The organism is Roseovarius sp. SCSIO 43702, assembly GCF_019599045.1.
GTDB lineage: Bacteria > Pseudomonadota > Alphaproteobacteria > Rhodobacterales > Rhodobacteraceae > Roseovarius.
The window spans coordinates 1,955,492-1,974,234 of the sequence record NZ_CP080623.1 but is presented as its reverse complement, the minus strand read 5'-3'; the positions used below and the strand labels follow the sequence as shown (position 1 = coordinate 1,974,234).

The 18,743-nt window shown below is 66.3% G+C and carries 22 protein-coding genes; 14 read left to right on the top strand and 8 right to left on the bottom strand.

Annotation, left to right across the window (positions count from 1 at the left end; genetic code table 11):
- Positions 1–46: 46 nt before the first annotated feature.
- The 3 genes from K1T73_RS09700 to K1T73_RS09690 all read left to right on the top strand — a co-directional run bounded on the left by K1T73_RS09700 (position 47) and on the right by K1T73_RS09690 (position 2,223).
- Positions 47–1,414, top strand: a complete 1,368-nt coding sequence (locus K1T73_RS09700; protein WP_220600520.1) for a class II 3-deoxy-7-phosphoheptulonate synthase — start codon at positions 47–49, stop codon at positions 1,412–1,414.
- Between the two features lie 259 nt (positions 1,415–1,673).
- Entirely contained in the window at positions 1,674–1,931 is a 258-nt protein-coding gene (locus K1T73_RS09695; protein WP_220600519.1) for a hypothetical protein, read from the top strand.
- Positions 1,924–2,223 carry a CcdB family protein gene (locus K1T73_RS09690; protein WP_220600518.1) on the top strand — a complete coding sequence of 100 codons (300 nt, stop codon included), beginning with the start codon at positions 1,924–1,926 and terminating at the stop codon, positions 2,221–2,223. The genes K1T73_RS09695 and K1T73_RS09690 overlap by 8 nt, the downstream gene beginning before the upstream one ends.
- Positions 2,224–2,305: 82 nt before the next feature.
- Here the strand turns inward: K1T73_RS09690 and K1T73_RS09685 are convergent, their stop codons facing one another.
- Positions 2,306–2,983 (bottom strand): PAS domain-containing protein, encoded by a 678-nt coding sequence (locus tag K1T73_RS09685; protein WP_220600517.1) that lies wholly within the window; start codon positions 2,981–2,983, stop codon positions 2,306–2,308.
- A gap of 171 nt (positions 2,984–3,154) precedes the next feature.
- Here K1T73_RS09685 and K1T73_RS09680 point away from each other — a divergent pair, with 171 nt between their 5' ends.
- From K1T73_RS09680 to phoB, 10 genes are all read left to right on the top strand, one after another.
- Positions 3,155–4,033 (top strand): YicC/YloC family endoribonuclease, encoded by an 879-nt coding sequence (locus K1T73_RS09680; protein ID WP_220600516.1) that lies wholly within the window; start codon positions 3,155–3,157, stop codon positions 4,031–4,033.
- Positions 4,023–4,685, top strand: coding sequence for a guanylate kinase (gmk, locus tag K1T73_RS09675; RefSeq protein ID WP_220600515.1), 663 nt, complete (start codon positions 4,023–4,025; stop codon positions 4,683–4,685). Before K1T73_RS09680 ends, gmk begins: the two co-directional genes overlap by 11 nt.
- Positions 4,682–5,209: a gamma carbonic anhydrase family protein gene (locus K1T73_RS09670; protein WP_220600514.1), complete on the top strand. Its 528-nt coding sequence runs from the start codon at positions 4,682–4,684 to the stop codon at positions 5,207–5,209. Before gmk ends, K1T73_RS09670 begins: the two co-directional genes overlap by 4 nt.
- Before the next feature lie 2 nt (positions 5,210–5,211).
- Positions 5,212–6,255 carry an ATP-binding protein gene (locus K1T73_RS09665; protein WP_220600513.1) on the top strand — a complete coding sequence of 348 codons (1,044 nt, stop codon included), beginning with the start codon at positions 5,212–5,214 and terminating at the stop codon, positions 6,253–6,255.
- Between the two features lie 138 nt (positions 6,256–6,393).
- Positions 6,394–7,434, top strand: coding sequence for a PstS family phosphate ABC transporter substrate-binding protein (locus K1T73_RS09660; RefSeq protein WP_220600512.1), 1,041 nt, complete (start codon positions 6,394–6,396; stop codon positions 7,432–7,434).
- A gap of 60 nt (positions 7,435–7,494) precedes the next feature.
- Positions 7,495–8,958: a phosphate ABC transporter permease subunit PstC gene (pstC, locus tag K1T73_RS09655; RefSeq protein ID WP_220600511.1), complete on the top strand. Its 1,464-nt coding sequence runs from the start codon at positions 7,495–7,497 to the stop codon at positions 8,956–8,958.
- Positions 8,955–10,304 (top strand): phosphate ABC transporter permease PstA, encoded by a 1,350-nt coding sequence (pstA, locus tag K1T73_RS09650; RefSeq protein WP_220600510.1) that lies wholly within the window; start codon positions 8,955–8,957, stop codon positions 10,302–10,304. Before pstC ends, pstA begins: the two co-directional genes overlap by 4 nt.
- 13 nt (positions 10,305–10,317) lie before the next feature.
- Positions 10,318–11,115, top strand: coding sequence for a phosphate ABC transporter ATP-binding protein PstB (gene pstB / locus K1T73_RS09645; protein ID WP_220600509.1), 798 nt, complete (start codon positions 10,318–10,320; stop codon positions 11,113–11,115).
- A gap of 9 nt (positions 11,116–11,124) precedes the next feature.
- Positions 11,125–11,868 (top strand): phosphate signaling complex protein PhoU, encoded by a 744-nt coding sequence (phoU, locus tag K1T73_RS09640; protein ID WP_220600508.1) that lies wholly within the window; start codon positions 11,125–11,127, stop codon positions 11,866–11,868.
- A complete protein-coding gene (phoB, locus tag K1T73_RS09635; RefSeq protein WP_220600507.1) occupies positions 11,865–12,554 on the top strand; it encodes a phosphate regulon transcriptional regulator PhoB in 690 nt (229 codons plus the stop codon). Before phoU ends, phoB begins: the two co-directional genes overlap by 4 nt.
- Before the next feature lie 15 nt (positions 12,555–12,569).
- On the opposite strand, the gene K1T73_RS09630 is transcribed toward phoB, so the two are convergent.
- Positions 12,570–13,466, bottom strand: coding sequence for a LysR substrate-binding domain-containing protein (locus tag K1T73_RS09630; RefSeq protein WP_220600506.1), 897 nt, complete (start codon positions 13,464–13,466; stop codon positions 12,570–12,572).
- 101 nt (positions 13,467–13,567) lie between these two features.
- Here K1T73_RS09630 and K1T73_RS09625 point away from each other — a divergent pair, with 101 nt between their 5' ends.
- The gene (locus K1T73_RS09625; RefSeq protein WP_220600505.1) at positions 13,568–14,791 is read left to right on the top strand and encodes an acyl-CoA dehydrogenase; all 1,224 of its coding nucleotides are present in this window, start codon (positions 13,568–13,570) and stop codon (positions 14,789–14,791) included.
- A 128-nt stretch (positions 14,792–14,919) separates the two neighbouring features.
- On the opposite strand, the gene K1T73_RS09620 is transcribed toward K1T73_RS09625, so the two are convergent.
- The 6 genes from K1T73_RS09620 to K1T73_RS09595 all read right to left on the bottom strand — a co-directional run bounded on the left by K1T73_RS09620 (position 14,920) and on the right by K1T73_RS09595 (position 18,743).
- The gene (locus tag K1T73_RS09620; RefSeq protein WP_220600504.1) at positions 14,920–15,507 is read right to left on the bottom strand and encodes a GNAT family N-acetyltransferase; all 588 of its coding nucleotides are present in this window, start codon (positions 15,505–15,507) and stop codon (positions 14,920–14,922) included.
- 154 nt (positions 15,508–15,661) lie between these two features.
- Positions 15,662–16,042 (bottom strand): monovalent cation/H(+) antiporter subunit G, encoded by a 381-nt coding sequence (mnhG, locus tag K1T73_RS09615; RefSeq protein ID WP_220600503.1) that lies wholly within the window; start codon positions 16,040–16,042, stop codon positions 15,662–15,664.
- Positions 16,039–16,326: a K+/H+ antiporter subunit F gene (locus K1T73_RS09610; RefSeq protein ID WP_220600502.1), complete on the bottom strand. Its 288-nt coding sequence runs from the start codon at positions 16,324–16,326 to the stop codon at positions 16,039–16,041. The genes mnhG and K1T73_RS09610 overlap by 4 nt, the downstream gene beginning before the upstream one ends.
- Entirely contained in the window at positions 16,323–16,826 is a 504-nt protein-coding gene (locus K1T73_RS09605) for a Na+/H+ antiporter subunit E (RefSeq protein WP_220600501.1), read from the bottom strand. The genes K1T73_RS09610 and K1T73_RS09605 overlap by 4 nt, the downstream gene beginning before the upstream one ends.
- Before the next feature lies 1 nt (position 16,827).
- Entirely contained in the window at positions 16,828–18,387 is a 1,560-nt protein-coding gene (locus tag K1T73_RS09600) for a monovalent cation/H+ antiporter subunit D (protein WP_220600500.1), read from the bottom strand.
- Positions 18,384–18,743: a Na+/H+ antiporter subunit C gene (locus tag K1T73_RS09595; protein ID WP_220600499.1), complete on the bottom strand. Its 360-nt coding sequence runs from the start codon at positions 18,741–18,743 to the stop codon at positions 18,384–18,386. Before K1T73_RS09595 ends, K1T73_RS09600 begins: the two co-directional genes overlap by 4 nt.

Genomic DNA, 18,743 nt, shown 5'->3' with positions numbered 1-18,743 from the left:
TATTCGATATAAGGCCGCCCCATGGCTTTAAAAGGTGGAGAACGGCATGAGCGAGTGGCAGAAATCCGGGTGGCGCCAGAAACCGCGGATCCAGATGCCCGACTACGTGGATATGGATGCGCTGCACGATGTCGAGGCGCGTCTTTCGAAATATCCGCCGCTCGTCTTCGCGGGCGAGGCGCGCAGGCTCAAGCGCCAGTTGGGTGCGGCCGCGCGTGGCGAGGCGTTCCTGCTCCAGGGTGGTGACTGCGCCGAGGCGTTCGACCAGTTCAGCGCCGATGCCATTCGCGACACGTTCAAGGTCATGCTCCAGATGGCGATGATCCTGACCTACGGCGCGAAGGTGCCGGTGATCAAGGTGGGCCGCATGGCCGGTCAGTTCGCCAAGCCGCGCAGCGCGCCCACCGAAACGGTCGAGGGTGTGGAACTGCCGAGCTATCGCGGCGACATCATCAACGACCTGGATTTCACACCCGAGGCGCGCATCCCCGATCCCGAGAAGATGCTGCGGGCCTATACGCAGGCGGCCGCGACGCTCAACCTGATCCGCGCGTTTTCGACGGGTGGTTACGCGGATGTGCACCAGGTCCATGCCTGGACGCTGGGCTTCACCGAGGGCGAGAAGGCGGAGCGCTATCGCGAGATGGCGAGCCGGATCAGCGACACGCTGGATTTCATGAAGGCCGCGGGCGTCGACAGCAACACCGCGCACACGCTTCAGACGGTGGATTTCTACACCAGCCACGAGAGCCTGCTTCTGGAATACGAGGAGGCGCTGACGCGGGTGGACACGACGAGCGGCAAGTGGCTTGCCGGGTCGGGGCATTTCCTGTGGATCGGCGACCGCACGCGGCAACCCGATGGCGCGCATGTGGAGTTCCTGCGCGGCGTGCTGAACCCGATCGGGGTGAAATGCGGACCGTCGATCACCACCGACGACCTGAAGCGCCTGCTCGAGACGCTGAACCCGGCCAACGAGGAAGGGCGCATCACGCTCATCAACCGTTTCGGCGCCGGCAAGGTGGGCGAGCATATGCCCAAGCTCATCCGCGCGGTGGCCGAGGAAGGTGCCAATGTCACCTGGGTCTGCGACCCGATGCACGGCAACACGATCAAGTCGGCCTCGGGCTACAAGACCCGGCCCTTCGACGCGGTGCTGCGCGAGGTGCGCGATTTCTTCGCGGTTCACAAGTCCGAGGGTTCGATCCCCGGCGGCGTGCATTTCGAGATGACGGGGCAGGACGTGACCGAATGCATCGGTGGCGTTCAGGCGGTGAGCGACGAGAACCTGAGCGACCGCTACCACACGGCCTGCGACCCGCGCCTCAACGCGTCGCAATCGCTCGAACTGGCGTTCCTCGTGGCCGAGGAGCTGTCGGCGCAGCGCGCGGAGCGTCACGCGCAGGCCGTCTGACACGAGGCCGCGGCGAGCCGATCAGGGAAGGGCGGGGGATCTCCCCGCCCAGCCCCTTACGGCAGATGTTGAAATATTCACTTCTGTTGCCCGCGCTGTGGCCAACATCCCCTTTCAGGAAAGACACTTGACGGACCTTCAGAGGGAGAGGTCAGCTTGGGTGTGGCTCGAAAATATCTTCGATGGCCTGACATCCGAGCCTTGCCTCGCACTGACAGATGATTATTATTGTTAGTGCGGAATATGGATGGAGGACACCATGACCAATCTCACTATCAGAATGGACCAACTGGAAAAAGACAAACTGATGGCGTGGGCTGCGGCCAGGGGGACAAGCGCCACGGACTACATCAAGCAACTGGTTGCCGCTGACATGGCGGCTGGCAGCCCTCAGGAACGCGCCGCTGCCTGGTTCCGCGAAAACGAAGCCGCAATTTCCACTGAGGCACAATATATCAAGAACAGAGGTGTTCCAGGATCGCATCTGGCTCTGAACCACCCTTGGCCCGATGCATAAATTCGATGTCTTCAAGATCGGCGGCGATCTGTATCTGGTTGTCCAGGCAGAACACTTACTGGGCCTCAACACGGTAGTTCTGTTGCCGGTCTTGTCGGCTGATGCGCTTCCCGCCCTGAGGCAGCTCACCATTGATGTCCGGATCGAGGGCGATCTCTATCGCATTCGTGCGCATATGCCACTTACGGTGGATGCACACCGCTTGCGGCACCTGACGCCTGTCCACCGACTTTCTCAGGATGAAGGTCAAAAGGTGATGGATGGCCTTTACGCGATCTTGTGGGGACTTTGAGCGACACCCCGGCAAACTCGCTTGGGCGCAACAGCAATTTCAACATTTGCCGTAAGGGGCTGGGAGACCTCCCCGCCCTTTCTCATTTGACGAGGCGAAGGTAGGGCCGCTCCCTGGGCGCCTTGCGGGGTCGGGCCGGGAAGCGCGCGGGCGGCTCGGCGAAGCCATGCGCGGGCCCTGGCGCGGGGCACGGCGCCGGGGGTGCGGTCACGCGCAGCGGCGTGACGGTGCGGGACGCGATCTCGAACCGGTGGGGTGCGCGGCCCAGGGTGCCGCGTGTCACGACGCAGCCCAGGGCGCGGGATATGTCGCCCAGGTCGCTGCGCAGCGGCAGCATCACCATGGTCGCGTCGAGCGCGGACCCGTAGGCCGGGTGCGCCCTGAGATCGAAGCGCAGCATGGCGGGTTCGTCGAAGAGATGGACGAGGCCGTCGGCAAGGTCGTCACGATGCGCGGGCTGGAACAGGGCCGAGAGCGGCATGCCGCGCACCTCCATACCGAGCGCATCGCTCAGATGCGAGCCCGCGAGGCGCAGACGCGCCATGCCCGGCGCGACCCGTTCGACGATGAAAGCGTTCGAGATGAGCGCACCGATGCGGCGCGGGTCGATCTCGGAACGGCGTGGCACATCGCCGTCGCGCCGCAACTGCCGCCAATAGGCCACGAGCTTCGCGAGCGCCGCCGCGTCGGGATTGGCGCCGACGGGGGCAAGCGATACGACACGGCCCGTTCCGGGGTGATCCGATCTGTCACAGGGCATGATCCGTCTCCACTTGGTCGGGAGGAATGTCGCATATTTGTCGGGGCTTTTGTCTAAAAATGCGACGAAAGGGTTAACGCCGGGGGTGCGCCGGGCGGCCTGTCTTGCGCGGTCGGGGCGGAGCGCGTAGGACCGGGAGGGACGGGACGGGAGTTGAGCGTGCTATTATCCATGACGGCATTCGCATCGGGGCGCGGAGCGGCGGCGGGCTATGCCTGGGAGTGCGACCTGCGGTCGGTCAACGGCAAGGGGCTCGACCTGCGGCTGCGCGTGCCAGACTGGATCGAGGGGCTCGAGGCGGCCTTGCGCGCGCGGCTGGGCAAGGTCATGGCGCGCGGCAACGTCACGCTGAACCTGCGTGTCCAGTCCGAGGAGCAGACGGGCGGCCTTGTCGTCAACGAGGCGCAACTCGGCGCGGCGCTTGATGCGCTGGCGCGCGTCGAGAGCGAGGCGCTGGCGCGCGGGCTGACCTTGTCGCCTGCCGGGGCGGGCGAGATCCTGGGCCTGCGGGGTGTTGTCGAGGCCGGCACCGCCGAGACGGACATCCCCGCGCTCCGGGCGGCGCTCGAGGCGGGGGTGGAGGCGGTGCTGGAGGATTTCCTTGCCATGCGCGCGAGCGAGGGGGCGGCGCTTGCCACGCTGCTTGCCGATCATCTCGACACCATCGCGCGTCTTACCGACGCGGCCGCCGAGGCCGCCGAGGCACGCCGGCCCGAGGCCGCGCGGGCCCTGCGCGAGGCGCTGGCGCGGGTCATGGACCTGAGCGAGGGCGCGGACGAGACCCGCGTGGCGCAGGAACTGGCCATGCTGGCGGTCAAGGCCGATGTGACCGAGGAGCTTGGTCGCCTGCGCGCGCATGTGGACGCGGCGCGCGATCTTCTGGCGAAGGGAAGCCCGGTGGGCCGCAAGCTCGATTTCCTGATGCAGGAGTTCAACCGCGAGGCCAACACCCTCTGCTCGAAGGCCGGGTCGAGCGCGCTCACCACGATCGGGCTCGAGCTCAAGACAGTGATAGACCAGATGCGGGAGCAGGTGCAGAATGTCGAATGACCCCGAGGCGCGCGGAGCACGGCGCGGGCTTCTGATCATCCTGAGTTCGCCCTCGGGGGCGGGGAAATCCACCCTGACGCGGCGGCTTCGCGACTGGGACGAGACGCTGCGCTTCTCGGTCTCGGCGACCACGCGCGCACCGCGCGAGGGCGAGGTGGAGGGGCGCGATTACTATTTCCTGAGCGAGCCGGAGTTCCGCCGCCAGGTGGCTTCGGGCGAGATGCTGGAGCACGCGCATGTCTTCGGCAATTTCTACGGCTCGCCCAAGGGGCCGGTGGAGGCCGCGATAGAAGAGGGGCGCGACGTGCTTTTCGACATCGATTGGCAGGGCGCTCAGCAGATCCAGAATTCCGACCTCGGCAAGCACACCCTGTCGATCTTCATCCTGCCCCCCTCGATCGCCGAACTGCGACGCAGGCTCGAAAGTCGGGGACAGGACAGCCCGGAGGTCATCGCCAAGCGGATGCAGAAAAGCTGGGACGAGATCAGCCATTGGGCGGAATACGATTATGTTCTCGTGAACGACGACCTAGACGCGACCGAGGCGCGGCTGCGCGCCATCGTGAGCGCCGCGCGGCTGAAACGCATCCAGCAGCCGAGCCTGACCGATCACGTCCGCGCGCTGCAGATGGAATACGAGGAGAGATCATGACACTCTATGCACTGGACGGCACCGCGCCGGAAACTCCCGAGGATGGCGATTTCTGGGTCGCGCCCGATGCCAATGTCATCGGCAAGGTGACGCTCGGGACGGGCAGTTCGGTCTGGTTCGCGGCCACGCTCAGGGGTGACAACGAGCGGATCACCGTGGGCGAGGGGACGAACATCCAGGAAAACTGCGTCCTGCATACGGACATGGGCTTTCCGCTCGTCATCGGGGCGGGCTGCACGATCGGGCACAAGGCGATGCTGCATGGATGCGAGATCGGCGAGAACAGCCTGATCGGGATGGGGGCCACCGTGCTCAACGGCGCGAAGATCGGGCGCAATTGTCTGATCGGCGCGGGCGCGCTGGTGACCGAGGGCAAGGAGATCCCCGATGGCAGCCTGGTCATGGGCGCGCCGGGCAAGGTCATCCGCGAGCTCGACGATGGCGCGGTCGCCAGGCTGAAGCTCAGCGCGACGCATTACCAGGAGAACATGCGCCGGTTCCGCGACGGGCTGAGCGCGCTCTAGCCATGAGCGGGGCGGCGCCGCGCGAGGTGGACAAGCTGCTCGCGGCGCTGCCGCTGCCCGCGCTCCTTGTCGCGCGTGACGAGACCATCCTCGGGATCAACGACCGGGCGCGCGCGCTTCTGGGGGATGCCACGCCGGGCCGCCACGTGCTCACGATCCTGCGCCAGCCCCTCGTGATGGACGCGATCGAGGCCGTCTTGCGCGACAGAACCCGCCACGAGGCGCGTTATCTCGGACAGGACGGCGCGCAGGACACCACCTATGACGTGGAGGTCGCGTGGCTCGACCTGCGCGGCATGGCGGGCGCGCTCGTCTCGTTCCAGGACCTGACGCGCGTCGAGCAGGCCAACCAGATGCGGCGCGACTTCGTGGCCAATGTCAGCCACGAGTTGCGCACGCCGCTGACGGCGCTCCTGGGCTTCGTCGAAACGCTTCAGGGCCCGGCGAGGGACGACCCCGCGGCGCGCGCGCGGTTCCTCGCCACGATGCAGTCCGAAGCCTCGCGCATGGAGCGGCTGGTGCGCGACCTGCTGACGCTGAGCCGCGTCGAGGGCGAGGAGCGCGTGCGCCCCCGCACGCGGCTCGACCTGGCCGCGCTGGTGCGCGACGTGGTGCGGAGCCTCGGCCCCCTGCTCGAGAGCGCCGCCGTCAGGGTCGAGGCCGACTTGCCGCGACGCGCCGAGCTTACGGGCGATCCCGACCAGTTGCGGCAGGTGGTGACGAACCTCGTGGAGAACGCGGTGAAATACGGCGGCAGGGACCGGACCATCTGGATCAGCCTCACCGCGGAGGATCGCGACGCCGCGCTTCGCGGTCCCGCCGTGGCGCTTGCGGTGCGCGACGAGGGGCCGGGGATCGCGCCGGTGCATGTCCCGCGCCTCACCGAGCGATTCTACCGCGTCGATGACCACCGGGCCCGCGAGATGGGCGGCACGGGGCTGGGACTTGCCATCGTCAAGCACATCGTCAACCGCCACCGGGGCCGCCTGATGATCGAAAGTGCGCCCGGAAAAGGAAGTGAATTCAAGGTGATCCTTCCGCTGTGACGCGCGCGGCGCCGCCAGGCCGGACATTGTCATGAAACTGTTACGTCGCTGTAACAAAAGCGTCGTGGGCGGGGCGTATTCCGCCGGCAAGGCCGCCCGTGGGGCGCGCCGGCTGCCAACCTGAGACAGGAGTGAGACATGTCCCCAATCTTCCGCACCACATCGGCCATCGCCCTCATCGCCGCCGGCGCAGGCGCGGCGCAGGCGCGCGACAACGTGCAGGTGGCCGGGTCGTCGACCGTGCTGCCCTATGCCTCGATCGTGGCCGAGGCTTTCGGCGAGAACTTCGACTATCCGACGCCGGTGATCGAATCGGGCGGCTCCTCGGCCGGGCTCAAGCGGTTCTGCGAAGGGCTGGGCGAGAACACCATCGACATCGCCAATGCCAGCCGCGCGATCCGCGAGACGGAGTTGCGGGCCTGCGCCGAGAACGGCGTGACCGACATCATCGAGGTGCGCATCGGCTATGACGGGATCGTCTTCGCCAGCCGGAAGGACGGCCCGGCCTTCACCTCCTTCGAACCGGCCGACTGGTTCAACGCGCTGGCCGCGAAGGTGGTGGTGGGTGGCGAGATCGTCGAGAACCCGCACACGAGCTGGGCCGATTTCAACACCGACCTGCCCGATGTCGAGATCGCGGCCTTCATTCCCGGCACCAAGCACGGCACGCGCGAGGTGTTCGAGGAGAAGGTGCTTCTCCAGGGCTGCGAGGATATCGGCGCGCGGAAGGCGATGATCGACGCGGGGATGAGCGAGGTCGAGGCCGAGAAGGCCTGCATGGACGTGCGCGCCGATGGCAGGTCCGTCGATATCGACGGCGACTATACCGAGACGCTGGCGCGGATCGGCAGCAACCGGAACGGCATCGGCGTGTTCGGCCTGGCCTTCTACGAGAACAACACAGACACGCTGAAGGTCGCGACCATGTCGGGCGTCGCCCCCTCGACCGAGACCATCGCGAGCGGCGACTATCCCGTGTCGCGCCCGCTCTACTTCTACGTCAAGAAGGCACATATGGGCGTCGTTCCCGGGCTGAAGGAGTTTGCCGAGTTCTTCGTCGCGGACGAGATCGCAGGCCCCGATGGCCCGCTTGCCGATTACGGTCTCGTCTCGGACCCCGAGCTGGCCGAAACGCAGGCGAAGATCGCGGGCGAAGAGGTGATGGGCGAGGGGATGTAGGCCGATCCGGGGCAGGCGAGGTCCCGGGTCGGGCCCGGGACGGGAATTTTGGGGGATGGCATGCCGACATTCTGGCTGATCGTGAGCGTGGGTGCTCTCGCGGTGACGGGCTATCTGGCCGGCCGTGGCCGGGCGCTGGCAAGTGCCGGCGGGGACAGTCGCGCGCTCCATTCCCGACCCGGCTACTACGGCGCGAATGTCGCGATCGCGGCGCTCGTCCCCGCCATGCTGCTGCTGGCGGTCTGGCTCGTGGCGCAGCCGCTCGTCATCAACGGGCAGATCGCGGGGGATATTCCGCCCGCCGCGGTGCCCGAGACGAGCACACTCGGCCTCGTGATGAGTGACGTGCGCCGCGTGGCCGACGGGCTCGACGGAGCGGTGCGGCAGGGTGTGCTCAGCGCCGAGGCCGCGCGCGACCTCTCGACCGACAGCGGGTCGATCCGGCAGACCCTCGCGGCGGTGGGCGTCGCCCTCGGCTCGGACCTGAGCGCGGAGGTGATTGACGCGGCGCAGCGATACCGGGCGATGAACGCCACGGGCCGCTGGCTCATGACGGTCGCCGTGCTGCTTGTCGCGGTGGGCGGGTTCGTGCTGACCTTCGGGCGCACGACCAGGGATTTTCGCGCCCGCAACGTGGTCGAGGGGGGCGTGCGCGCGATCCTCGTGCTGGCGGCCTCGATCGCGGTGCTCACCACGCTGGGGATCGTCCTCTCGCTCGTCTTCAACACGGTCGAGTTATTCCGTCTCTACCCGGCCTCGGAGTTCTTCCTCTCGCTCACCTGGGCGCCGAGCTTCGGCGGTGGCTCCGAGCTCGGCATCCTGCCGCTGCTTTGGGGCACGCTCTACATCTCGCTCATCGCGCTTGTCGTGGCGGTGCCGATCGGGCTTTTCGCCGCGATCTACCTGTCGGAATATGCAAGCTCCGGTGTCCGCTCGGTGGTGAAACCGCTTGTCGAGATCCTCGCCGGGATACCCACCATCGTCTACGGTCTCTTCGCGCTTCTGACGGTCGGGCCGCTGCTTCTCGGGGCGTTCGGCGAGACGGGCCTTGGCTGGATGCAGGCGGGCACGGCGGTGATGACGGCAGGGCTCGTGATGGGGGTGATGCTGATCCCCTTCATCAGCTCGCTTTCCGACGATATCATCAACGCGGTGCCGCAGGCGATGCGCGACGGCTCGCTGGGGTTGGGCGCGACGAAATCCGAGACGATCCGGCAGGTCGTGCTGCCCGCCGCGCTGCCGGGGATCGTGGGCGCGGTGCTGCTTGCGGCGTCGCGGGCCATCGGCGAGACGATGATCGTGGTGCTGGGCGCGGGCGCCGCGGCGCGGCTGAGCCTCAACCCGTTCGAGGCGATGACCACCGTGACGGCCAAGATCGTGAGCCAACTGACCGGCGACGCGGATTTCGCGAGCCCGGAGGCGCTCGTGGCCTTCGCGCTCGGCATGACGCTGTTCGTCATCACGCTGGGTCTCAACATCTTCGCGCTCTGGATCGTGCGCAGGTATCGGGAGCAATACGAATGACAGACGCGCGCCTTTCCGCGGATCCGCACACGCCCCGGTCGCTCATCATGCGCGATCCGCGCACCCGGCGGCGGAACGCGGCCGAGACACGGTTTCGTGCCTACGGTGTCGCGGCCATCCTCACGGCGCTCGTGTTCCTCGCCGTGCTGCTGAGCGCCATCGCATCGAATGGCGTGGGGGCGTTCCGGCAGAGTTTCGTGACGGTGCCCGTCCATCTCGACCCCGCAAGGCTCGACAAGAGCGGATCGGGCGAGATCGAGGAGATCAGGAAGGTCTCGACCTTCGGCTACGCGCCGCTGATCCAGGAGGGGCTGCTCGGCGTCGTCGAGGGCCACGGGATCGAGACGCCGCTCGCGGCGGCCAGCGACATGAAGAACCTGCTCTCGCCCTCGGCCGCCGCGGAGGTGCGTGATTACGTGATCGCGAACCCGGACCGGATCGGCGAGACGGTGACATTCGAGCTTCTCGCGTCGAGCCGGGTGGACGGCTATCTCAAGGGACGGGTGGCGCGCACGGACGTGGCGCAGGACAAGAACATCTCGGCCGCGCATCTCGACCTCGTGGATCACCTGCGCACGGCGGGTGTCATCACGAAGCGTCTCAACCTGTCCTTCGTCACCGGCGCCGACGCGTCGGAAAGCCGGCCGGAACAGGCGGGGATGGGCGTTGCGATCCTGGGGTCGTTCTTCATGATGCTGGTGGTGCTGTGTCTCAGCCTGCCCATCGGCGTGGCCGCGTCGATCTACCTGGAGGAGTTCGCGCCGAAGAACCGCGTCACCGACCTCATCGAGGTCAACATCTCGAACCTCGCCGCGGTGCCGTCGATCGTCTTCGGCATTCTCGGTCTCGCCGTGTTCATCCGGTTCATGCATCTGCCGCAATCGGCGCCGTTGGTGGGTGGACTCGTGCTGACGCTGATGACGCTGCCCACGATCATCATTTCGACGCGCGCCGCGCTGAGGGCCGTGCCGCCCTCGATCCGCGATGCGGCGCTCGGGGTGGGGGCGTCGAAGATGCAGGCGGTCTTTCACCACGTCCTGCCGCTGGCGATGCCCGGCATCCTGACCGGCACGATCATCGGCCTTGCGCAGGCCCTGGGCGAGACGGCGCCGCTCCTGCTCATCGGGATGGTGGGCTATGTCGCAACGAACTATCCCGACGGGATCGCCTCGGGCTTTCTCGATCCGAACTCGGCGATGCCCGCGCAGATCTACGAATGGGCCAAGCGCGCCGACCCGGCCTATTACGAACGGGCCTGGGGCGGGATCGTCCTTCTGCTTCTCTTTCTCTTCGCCATGAACGCCATCGCCATCATCCTGCGCCGCCGCTTCGAGCGACGCTGGTAGAAAGGACATATCCATGTTCGACGCACCCCCGCCCAAGACGCCCGTGGACCGGACGACGCTCAAGTTCTCGGCCCGCAACGTGCAGGTCCATTACGGCAACACCCACGCGATCAAGGACGTTGATGTCGATATCGAGGATCGGACGGTCACAGCCCTCATCGGGCCTTCGGGTTGCGGAAAGTCGACTTTCCTGCGCTGTCTCAATCGCATGAACGACACGATCGACACCTGCAGGGTCCGGGGCGAGATCCGGCTCGATGGCGAGGATATCCACGATCCGCGCGTCGATCCCGTGCAGCTTCGGGCGAAGGTTGGGATGGTCTTCCAGAAGCCCAATCCCTTTCCGAAGTCGATCTACGAGAACGTGGCCTATGGCCCGCGCATTCACGGACTGGCACGCAGCCGCGCCGAGCTTGACGAGATCGTCGCGCGCGCGCTGCGGCGGAGCGCCCTCTGGGACGAGGTGAAGGACCGGCTCGACGCACCCGGAACGGGGCTTTCGGGCGGCCAGCAACAAAGGCTCTGCATCGCGCGCGCCGTGGCGACCGAGCCGGAGGTGCTCTTGATGGACGAGCCGTGCAGCGCGCTCGACCCCATCGCGACGGCGCAGGTCGAGGAATTGATCGACGATTTGCGGCAGAGCTATTCCGTGGTCATCGTCACCCATTCGATGCAGCAGGCCGCCCGGGTGAGCCAGAGGACGGCCTTCTTTCACATGGGCCACCTCGTCGAGTTCGGCGAGACCGACAACATCTTCACCAACCCGCGCGATCCGCGTACCGAAAGCTATATCACCGGCCGGATCGGATAGGAGCGCCGCATGCAGGACACACATATCGCATCCGCCTTCGACCGCGATCTCGAGGGGATCGAGGCGCAGATCATGAAGATGGGCGGCCTTGTCGAGGCGGCGATCCTCGACGCCGCGCGGTCGCTGGAGGAGCGTGACGAGGACCTGGCCGAAACCGTGCGCCACGGCGACCGGGCCATCGACGCGCTGGAGGAGCGGATCAACGAGGACATCGCACGCATCATCGCGCTGCGCGCGCCTACCGCCATCGACCTGCGGCTCGTGCTGTCGGTCCTGAAGGTGAGCGGCAATCTCGAACGGATCGGCGACTATGCCAAGAACATGGCGAAGCGGACCACGATCCTGTCGGGCCTGCCACGGGTGAGCGGTGCCGCCGCCGCGTTGCGCCGGATGGCGCGCGAGGTGGAGCGGATGCTGACCGACGCACTCGATGCCTACGTGCGGCGGGACGTCGATCTCGCCCGCGACGTGATGCGCCGGGATCATGACGTGGACCAGATGTATAACGCGCTCTTCCGCGAATTCCTGACCTTCATGATGGAGGATCCGCGCCAGATCACGCCCTGCATGCACCTGCATTTCGTGGCCAAGAACACCGAACGCATGGGCGATCACGTGACCTCGATCGCCGAGCAGGTCGTGTATCTCGTGACGGGGCGGATGCCCGACGAGGATCGCCCGAAAGGCGACCTGACCTCGACCGATCCCGAGCTGTCGCCCACGGGCCGGGGCAACGGGGAGCCGCAGGCATGAGCGCGGGCCGGCCCAGGGTGCTGCTGGTCGAGGACGAGCCCGCGCAGCGCGATCTCCTGAGCTACAACCTCGAGGCCGACGGCTTTGCCGTGATCCTCGCGTCGGACGGCGAGGAGGCGCTCCTCGTGGCCGAGGAAGAGGCGCCGGACGTGATCCTGCTGGACTGGATGCTGCCCACGGTGTCGGGCATCGAGGTGTGCCGCCAGCTCAAGACGCGCGCCGCCACGCGCGGTGTGCCGATCATCATGATCTCGGCCCGCTCGGAAGAGGTCGACCGCGTGCGCGGGCTCGAGACGGGGGCGGATGACTACGTGGTCAAGCCCTATTCCATCGCCGAGCTTCTGGCACGGGTGCGCGCGCAGTTGCGCAGGACGCGCCCCTCGGCGGTGGGCGAGCGGCTTCAGTGGGGGGATATCGTGCTCGATGCCGAAACGCACCGCGTCACCCGCGCGGGCGAGACGCTCAAGCTCGGCCCGACGGAGTTCCGCCTGCTGGCGACGTTCATGGAAAAGCCCGGACGGGTCTGGAGCCGCGAACAGCTTCTCGACCGCGTGTGGGGCCGCGACATCTACGTGGACACCCGGACCGTCGACGTGCATGTCGGGCGGTTGCGCAAGATCCTGCGCGCGCGGGGAGGGGACGATCCGCTGCGCACGGTGCGCGGCGCCGGATACGCGCTGGGCTAGGTCCGTATTCCCGTCCTAGCGGGGCAGCAGGTCCTCGTCGTCGCCCTGTCCGCCGAGCCAGTCGCGAAAGACCGCGAGCGCCGGGTCATGCGCCTTCGCCTTCGGCCAGACGAGGTAGTAGGCGCCGGGCATCTCGGTGGGCGTCTCGCACAGCCGCACGAGCCGACCCGCGGCGATCTCGGGCTCCGCGAGGTAGGTGGGAAGAAGCGCCGCGCCGAGCCCGTGCAGCGCCGCCTGCATGATGGTCGAGAACTGGTCATGCACGGTGCCGGTGATGCGGGGCGGCTCGACCCCGTGGGCGGCGAACCAGGTGGCCCACGCCTCGGCGCGCGTCTCGATATGCAGAAGCGGCAGTGCCGCGATCTCGCCCGGAGATGCCAGGGGACCGGGGGCGAGGGCAGGGGAGGCGACGGGGATGACGGTCTCGCGCCGCAGCCTGAGCGAATCCGTGCCCGGCCATTCGGCCTCACCGAAATGGATCGCCGCGTCGATCTCCTCGCTGGCGAAGTTGAAGGGCTTGAGCCGCGTGACGAGGTTGATCGTCACCTCCGGGTGGGTTCGCGCGAAATCGGGCAGGCGCGGCACGAGCCAGCGCATCCCGAAGGTGGGCAGGATGGCGAGCGTCAACTGCCCCGTGCGCGCGGGTGCATGAAGGCGCAGCCCGGCCTGGGCGATCCGGCCCAGCACCTCGCGGATCTCGTCGGCATAGTCCTGTCCGGCGGGGGTGAGGACCAGCGTGCGCCCCTCGCGCAGGAACAGCGCCGCATCGAGCTGTGTCTCGAGCGTCTTGAGCTGGCGGCTCACCGCGCTTTGCGTGAGGCCGAGCGCGGCACCCGCAGCGGTCGTGCTGCCCAGCCGGTCGAAGGCCTCGAGCACGCGCAGCGCGGTCATCGAGGGGAAATGCGGGCTCATATATGAGGTTTCCTCATTCCAATATGCGGAAATAGCGTTTTTCGAGTGCGCCAGGATCATATATATTACCCGCAAACACCCGTTCTGCAAAGGAGGCTTTCATGCCGCTCGAAACTCCGGCCCTCAAGGCCAAGGACGCGCCCGACCTGGGCAAGTTCGACTGGGAAGACCCGTTCCGCCTCGACGATCAGCTCGAGGAAGACGAGCGGATGATCGCGCAAAGCGCGCGCTCGTTTGCGCAGGAGAAACTCCAGCCCCGCGTCATCAAGGCCTATGCCGAGGAAAAGACCGATCCGGCGATCTTTGCCGAGATGGGCGAGATGGGTCTTCTGGGCACCACGATTCCCGAGGAATATGGCGGGCTTGGCGGTGGCTACGTGGGCTATGGCCTTGTCGCGCGCGAGATCGAGCGTGTCGATTCGGGCTATCGCTCGATGATGTCGGTGCAATCCTCGCTCGTGATGTATCCGATCTATGCCTACGGCACCGAGGAGCAGCGCCAGAAATACCTTCCCAAGCTTGCCACCGGCGAGTTCATCGGCTGTTTCGGCCTGACCGAGCCCGACGCGGGCAGCGACCCGGCGGGAATGAAGACCACCGCGAAGAAGACCGAGGGCGGCTACCGGCTCAACGGGTCCAAGATGTGGATCTCGAACAGCCCGATCGCGGATGTCTTCGTGGTCTGGGCCAAGTCCGAGGCGCATGACGGCAAGATCAAGGGCTTCGTGCTGGAAAAGGGCATGAAGGGCCTCTCGGCGCCCAAGATCGAGGGCAAGCAATCCTTGCGCGCCTCGATCACCGGCGAAATCGTGATGGACGATGTCGAAGTGGGCGAGGACGCGCTTCTGCCCAATGTCGAGGGGCTCAAGGGGCCGTTCGGCTGTCTCAACCGCGCGCGCTACGGCATCGCGTGGGGCGTCATGGGCGCGGCCGAGTTCTGCTGGCACGCGGCGCGGCAATACGGCCTCGACCGGCAGCAATTCCGCAAGCCGCTGGCACAGACGCAGCTTTTCCAGCTCAAGCTCGCCAACATGCAGACCGAGATCACGCTGGGCCTTCAGGCCGCGCTGCGCGTGGGCCGGCTCATGGACGACGCCAAGGCCGCGCCCGAAATGATCAGCCTCATCAAGCGCAACAACTGCGGCAAGGCGCTCGACATCGCGCGGATGGCGCGCGACATGCATGGCGGCAACGGCATCTCGGAGGAGTTCCAGGTCATCCGCCACATGATGAACCTCGAAACCGTGAACACCTACGAGGGCACGCACGATGTCCACGCACTGATCCTCGGGCGGGCGCAGACCGGGCTTCAGGCATTCTTCTGAGCGACCCCGTGATCGACAGACGGGGCAGGGGCCGCGCCTTGGTGCGCGGCCCCTTGCGCGTCACTGGTTCAGGCATGGCCCCGCCCACGGCCCGTCGTCCGCCCCCGTCCCTCGCGCGAGGGCGGCGATCAGGTGAGGTGAGCGAGTCGATAGGCGGTTCTGAACGCCTCGCCGACCGAGGTGCGGGGGAAGTCTTCCGGGTCGTCCGGGAGTGAGATCGTGTAGTTCATTTCGCCGTCGATCCTCGTTCGCCTGCCTCCGAGCGCATCGAAGAGCGCCAGCATCGCGGTATTGTCCTTGTGCACGACGGCCAGAAATTCGGACACCCCGTTGCGCGAGGCCAGTTTCGCAAGAGTGCCCAGGAGAAGGCTGCCGAGCCCGATCCTCTGGTGACTGTCCACGATCGTCACAGCGACCTCGGCGCGGGCAGGCGTATCGGGGATGCGGATATACCGCGCTATGCCGACCGGCTCGGGCGCAGGTGCGGATTGCGTCAACGCGCCGATGGCGACGTGGTCGAAATCGTTCGGAGCCGAGAAGCGATCGAGTTCCTGCTGGGTCAGTTCGTTGTGCGGGGCGAGAAAGCGAAAGAACCGCGATTGTTTCGACAAGTGCTCGAACCCGGCCTCCAGAAGATCCCGATCCCCGGGCCCGACCTCGCGAACGAGAACGGTTTCGCCGTTCTTCAGGATGGTTGTGAAAGGTTCGAGGTTCATCGCAGACAGGTCAGCCGGTTTCGGGGTCGTGCATCAAGGCATCTATATCGAACACTACGGGCCCGAGGCAAAACTCCGCGTCATCGCGGTCTGCAACCAGTCGGGCATGCTTTCCATCGGCGTCGTGCTTGATCTTGAAACTGGAAGCGCTTGTCTAGGTGTCCGGCCCGGTCCGGTCTTCGGGCGGGGTGTCGAGCGTCGACCACGTGTCGTCGCGGGGCGGCGGGGGGGGCGTTTCGCAGGCGCGCCTGTGGATGCCCACCTTGGCGATGAAGTTGGCCGCAATCGGCGCGGTGACGAACAGGAACGCCATGATGAGCAGCTCGTGCATCGACCCTTCGCCGCGGGCGAAGCTTTCGACCATCGACGCCAGCAGCAGCATCCCGATCCCTACCGTCCCGACCTTGGTGGGCGCGTGCAGGCGGGTCATGGGATCGTTGAATTTCAACAGGCCGATGACGCCCACGAGCACGAAGAACGACGCGATCAGCAGGAAAACGGCGGTGGCGTAAATGGCGAGGATCTCTCCTGTCATTCGATGATGTCCCCCCGCAAAAGAAAGCGCGCCAGCGCGACGGTGGAAACGAACCCGAGCATGGCGATCAGCAGCGCCACCTCGAAATAGAATTGCACCTCGTAGTAGACGCCGACCATCACCACGAGGCCCAGGCCGTTGATGACCATGGTGTCCAGCGCAAGTATGCGGTCGCCGGAGGTGGGGCCAAGCACCAGCCGCACCATCGACAGGATTTGCCCGAGCGCCAGCGCGACAAAGGCGATGGCCACGGCGATATCCAGAAAGGCCAGGGCGGTCGTCATGAGAATATCTCCTGCAAACGGCGTTCGTAGCGGTTGATGATGTCGTCGCGCACCGCGTCGGGGTCGTCGGTGTGCAGCACATGCACCAAGAGGCTGTGCCCCTCGTTCGACAGATCGGCCGAGACCGTGCCCGGCGTCAGTGTGATGGTGCCTGCCAGCACCGTGATCGCCTCGGGTTTGCGCAGTTGTAGCGGCACGACGATCCACGCGGGGCGCAGCTTGGCATTGGGAACGGTCAGTACGATCCACGCGACCTGAATATTGGCGATCAGGATATCCCACATCACCATCAGGATATAGATCGCCATCTTGCCCAGTTTGAGCGCCCTGGGCGTGTCGGGCCACCAGATCGAGGTGCCCCACGGGATGATGATCCCCAGAATGAGGCCGAACACCACCATGCCCGCCGAGACCTGATTTTGCAGCAGCACCCAAACCACCGCCAGCAGCAGCGTCAGGAACGGATGCGGCAACAGCCAGTAGAACGCGCGTGCAAGCATGTCAGTGCTCCTCCGTCTTTGTCGTCGGGTCGCTCAATTTACCCGGCGTTTCGACCACGGTGGCGATGTAGGGAGCGGGCGCGAAGAGTTGCGCGGCGATCTTTTCGGAATAGCCATGCACCTGACCCGCGAACACCGTATGCGCCGCCAGCAGTGCGACCAGCCCGCCGGTGGCCACGTAGGAAAGCGCGGCGGGGGACGGCCGCGGCGCGGCGTCTTCCTCCGGCTCGGGGGTATGAACGCTGTGCGCCTTCCAGAAGAGCACGCTGCCCGCGCGGGCAAACCCGACGATGCTGATCAGGCTCGAGCCCAGCACGATGGCCCAGATCCACACCATCAGGTCGGTGTCATAGCCCGCGTCCAGCACGAGAAGCTTGCCCAGAAAGCCCGACAATGGGGGCAGGCCCGCCATGGCGATCGCGCCGATGAAAAACAGCGCCGATGTCAGCGCGGTCCCTGCCATGGCCGGTTGCGCGGTCAGGTCCAGATTGCCGCGCCCGGTGCGCACCAGATCGGCGATCAGGAACAGCGCCGCCCCTGCCAGCGTCGAATGGATGATGTAGTATATAGCCGCCGCGATGCCCGTTGGCGTGAAGAGCGCGATGGACACCATCACCATGCCCATGGAGCCGATGACCGAGTACGCCACCAGCCGATCCAGCTTCTGGGCTGCCAACACGCCCAGCATCCCGATCGCCAGCGACAGCAGCGCGGCAGGGAGTAGCCAGACATCATGCAGCCCTGCCGTAACCTCCAGCTCGGGCGGGAAAATCATCGTGTAGACGCGAATGATCGCGTAGGCACCGATCTTGGTCATGATGGCAAACAGCGCGGCAACCGGGGCACAAGCCTCCGCATAGCTCGACGGCAGCCAGAAATGCAGCGGCACGATTGCGGCCTTGACCGCGAAGACGAGTATCAGAAGCACCGCGGCGATGCGGATGCCCACCGTCTCCTCCGGCCCGATCAAGGCGACACGGTTCGCAAGATCGGCCATGTTGAGCGTGCCGGTCTCCGCATAGATGGAGCCGAGCGCAAACAGGAAAAGCGACGAGGCGATCAGGTTGAACAGCACATATTGCACACCCGCCTTCAGGCGGGCGTTGCCGCCCGCGTGGATCATCAGGCCGTAGGATGCGATCAGCAGCACCTCGAAGAACACGAACAAGTTGAACAGGTCGCCGGTCAGGAAGGCGCCCATGATGCCCATCATCTGGAACTGGAACAGTGCGTGGAAGTGCCGCCCGCGACTGTCCCAGTCCGATCCGATTGCAAAGAGCAGCACGAACAGCGCCAGGACCGCCGTCAGCAAGAGCATCGCGGTGGACAGCCGGTCGCCCACCAGCACGATGCCGAACGGCGCGGCCCAGTCGCTGAGTTGATAGAGAATGACGCTGCCGTCCGAGGCTTGCCACGCAAGCCCCGCCGAGATGGCGATCAGCGCCAGCACACCCGCGACCGAAAAGACCCTCTGGATGCCGATATGATACCGCGCGGCCAGCACGATGAACGGTGCCAGCAACGCGGGCAGCACGACGGGGGCGATGATCCAGTGCGTCACGTGCCGCCCTCCGCGTTCTCGTCCGCGTCCGGCCCGGGCAGATCGTCGACATGGTCGTCATCCGAGCCCAGATACGCGCCGAGGGCGATCATGACCACCACTGCCGTCATCCCGAACGAGATCACGATGGCCGTCAGCACCAGCGCCTGCGGCAGCGGGTCGGTATAGACCGTCGCGTCATCGCGCAGGATCGGCGGGGCGCCCACGGTCAGACGGCCGGACGAGAACAGGAACACGTTGACCGCATAGGTCAGCAGCGACATGCCGAGGATCACCGGAAAGGTGCGCAGCCGCAGGATCAGGTACAGCCCGCCCGCGGTCAGGACACCCACGGCGGAGGCGACGAGAAGCTCCAT

Bases quoted from the DNA above. Each gene is read 5' to 3' on its own strand.
- K1T73_RS09700 (WP_220600520.1), top strand. From the start codon at position 47: ATGAGCGAGTGGCAGAAATCCGGGTGGCGCCAGAAACCGCGGATCCAG.
- K1T73_RS09695 (WP_220600519.1), top strand. From the start codon at position 1,674: ATGACCAATCTCACTATCAGAATGGACCAACTGGAAAAAGACAAACTG.
- K1T73_RS09690 (WP_220600518.1), top strand. From the start codon at position 1,924: ATGCATAAATTCGATGTCTTCAAGATCGGCGGCGATCTGTATCTGGTT.
- K1T73_RS09685 (WP_220600517.1), bottom strand. From the start codon at position 2,983: ATGCCCTGTGACAGATCGGATCACCCCGGAACGGGCCGTGTCGTATCG.
- K1T73_RS09680 (WP_220600516.1), top strand. From the start codon at position 3,155: ATGACGGCATTCGCATCGGGGCGCGGAGCGGCGGCGGGCTATGCCTGG.
- gmk (WP_220600515.1), top strand. From the start codon at position 4,023: ATGTCGAATGACCCCGAGGCGCGCGGAGCACGGCGCGGGCTTCTGATC.
- K1T73_RS09670 (WP_220600514.1), top strand. From the start codon at position 4,682: ATGACACTCTATGCACTGGACGGCACCGCGCCGGAAACTCCCGAGGAT.
- K1T73_RS09665 (WP_220600513.1), top strand. From the start codon at position 5,212: ATGAGCGGGGCGGCGCCGCGCGAGGTGGACAAGCTGCTCGCGGCGCTG.
- K1T73_RS09660 (WP_220600512.1), top strand. From the start codon at position 6,394: ATGTCCCCAATCTTCCGCACCACATCGGCCATCGCCCTCATCGCCGCC.
- pstC (WP_220600511.1), top strand. From the start codon at position 7,495: ATGCCGACATTCTGGCTGATCGTGAGCGTGGGTGCTCTCGCGGTGACG.
- pstA (WP_220600510.1), top strand. From the start codon at position 8,955: ATGACAGACGCGCGCCTTTCCGCGGATCCGCACACGCCCCGGTCGCTC.
- pstB (WP_220600509.1), top strand. From the start codon at position 10,318: ATGTTCGACGCACCCCCGCCCAAGACGCCCGTGGACCGGACGACGCTC.
- phoU (WP_220600508.1), top strand. From the start codon at position 11,125: ATGCAGGACACACATATCGCATCCGCCTTCGACCGCGATCTCGAGGGG.
- phoB (WP_220600507.1), top strand. From the start codon at position 11,865: ATGAGCGCGGGCCGGCCCAGGGTGCTGCTGGTCGAGGACGAGCCCGCG.
- K1T73_RS09630 (WP_220600506.1), bottom strand. From the start codon at position 13,466: ATGAGCCCGCATTTCCCCTCGATGACCGCGCTGCGCGTGCTCGAGGCC.
- K1T73_RS09625 (WP_220600505.1), top strand. From the start codon at position 13,568: ATGCCGCTCGAAACTCCGGCCCTCAAGGCCAAGGACGCGCCCGACCTG.
- K1T73_RS09620 (WP_220600504.1), bottom strand. From the start codon at position 15,507: ATGAACCTCGAACCTTTCACAACCATCCTGAAGAACGGCGAAACCGTT.
- mnhG (WP_220600503.1), bottom strand. From the start codon at position 16,042: ATGACAGGAGAGATCCTCGCCATTTACGCCACCGCCGTTTTCCTGCTG.
- K1T73_RS09610 (WP_220600502.1), bottom strand. From the start codon at position 16,326: ATGACGACCGCCCTGGCCTTTCTGGATATCGCCGTGGCCATCGCCTTT.
- K1T73_RS09605 (WP_220600501.1), bottom strand. From the start codon at position 16,826: ATGCTTGCACGCGCGTTCTACTGGCTGTTGCCGCATCCGTTCCTGACG.
- K1T73_RS09595 (WP_220600499.1), bottom strand. From the start codon at position 18,743: ATGGAGCTTCTCGTCGCCTCCGCCGTGGGTGTCCTGACCGCGGGCGGG.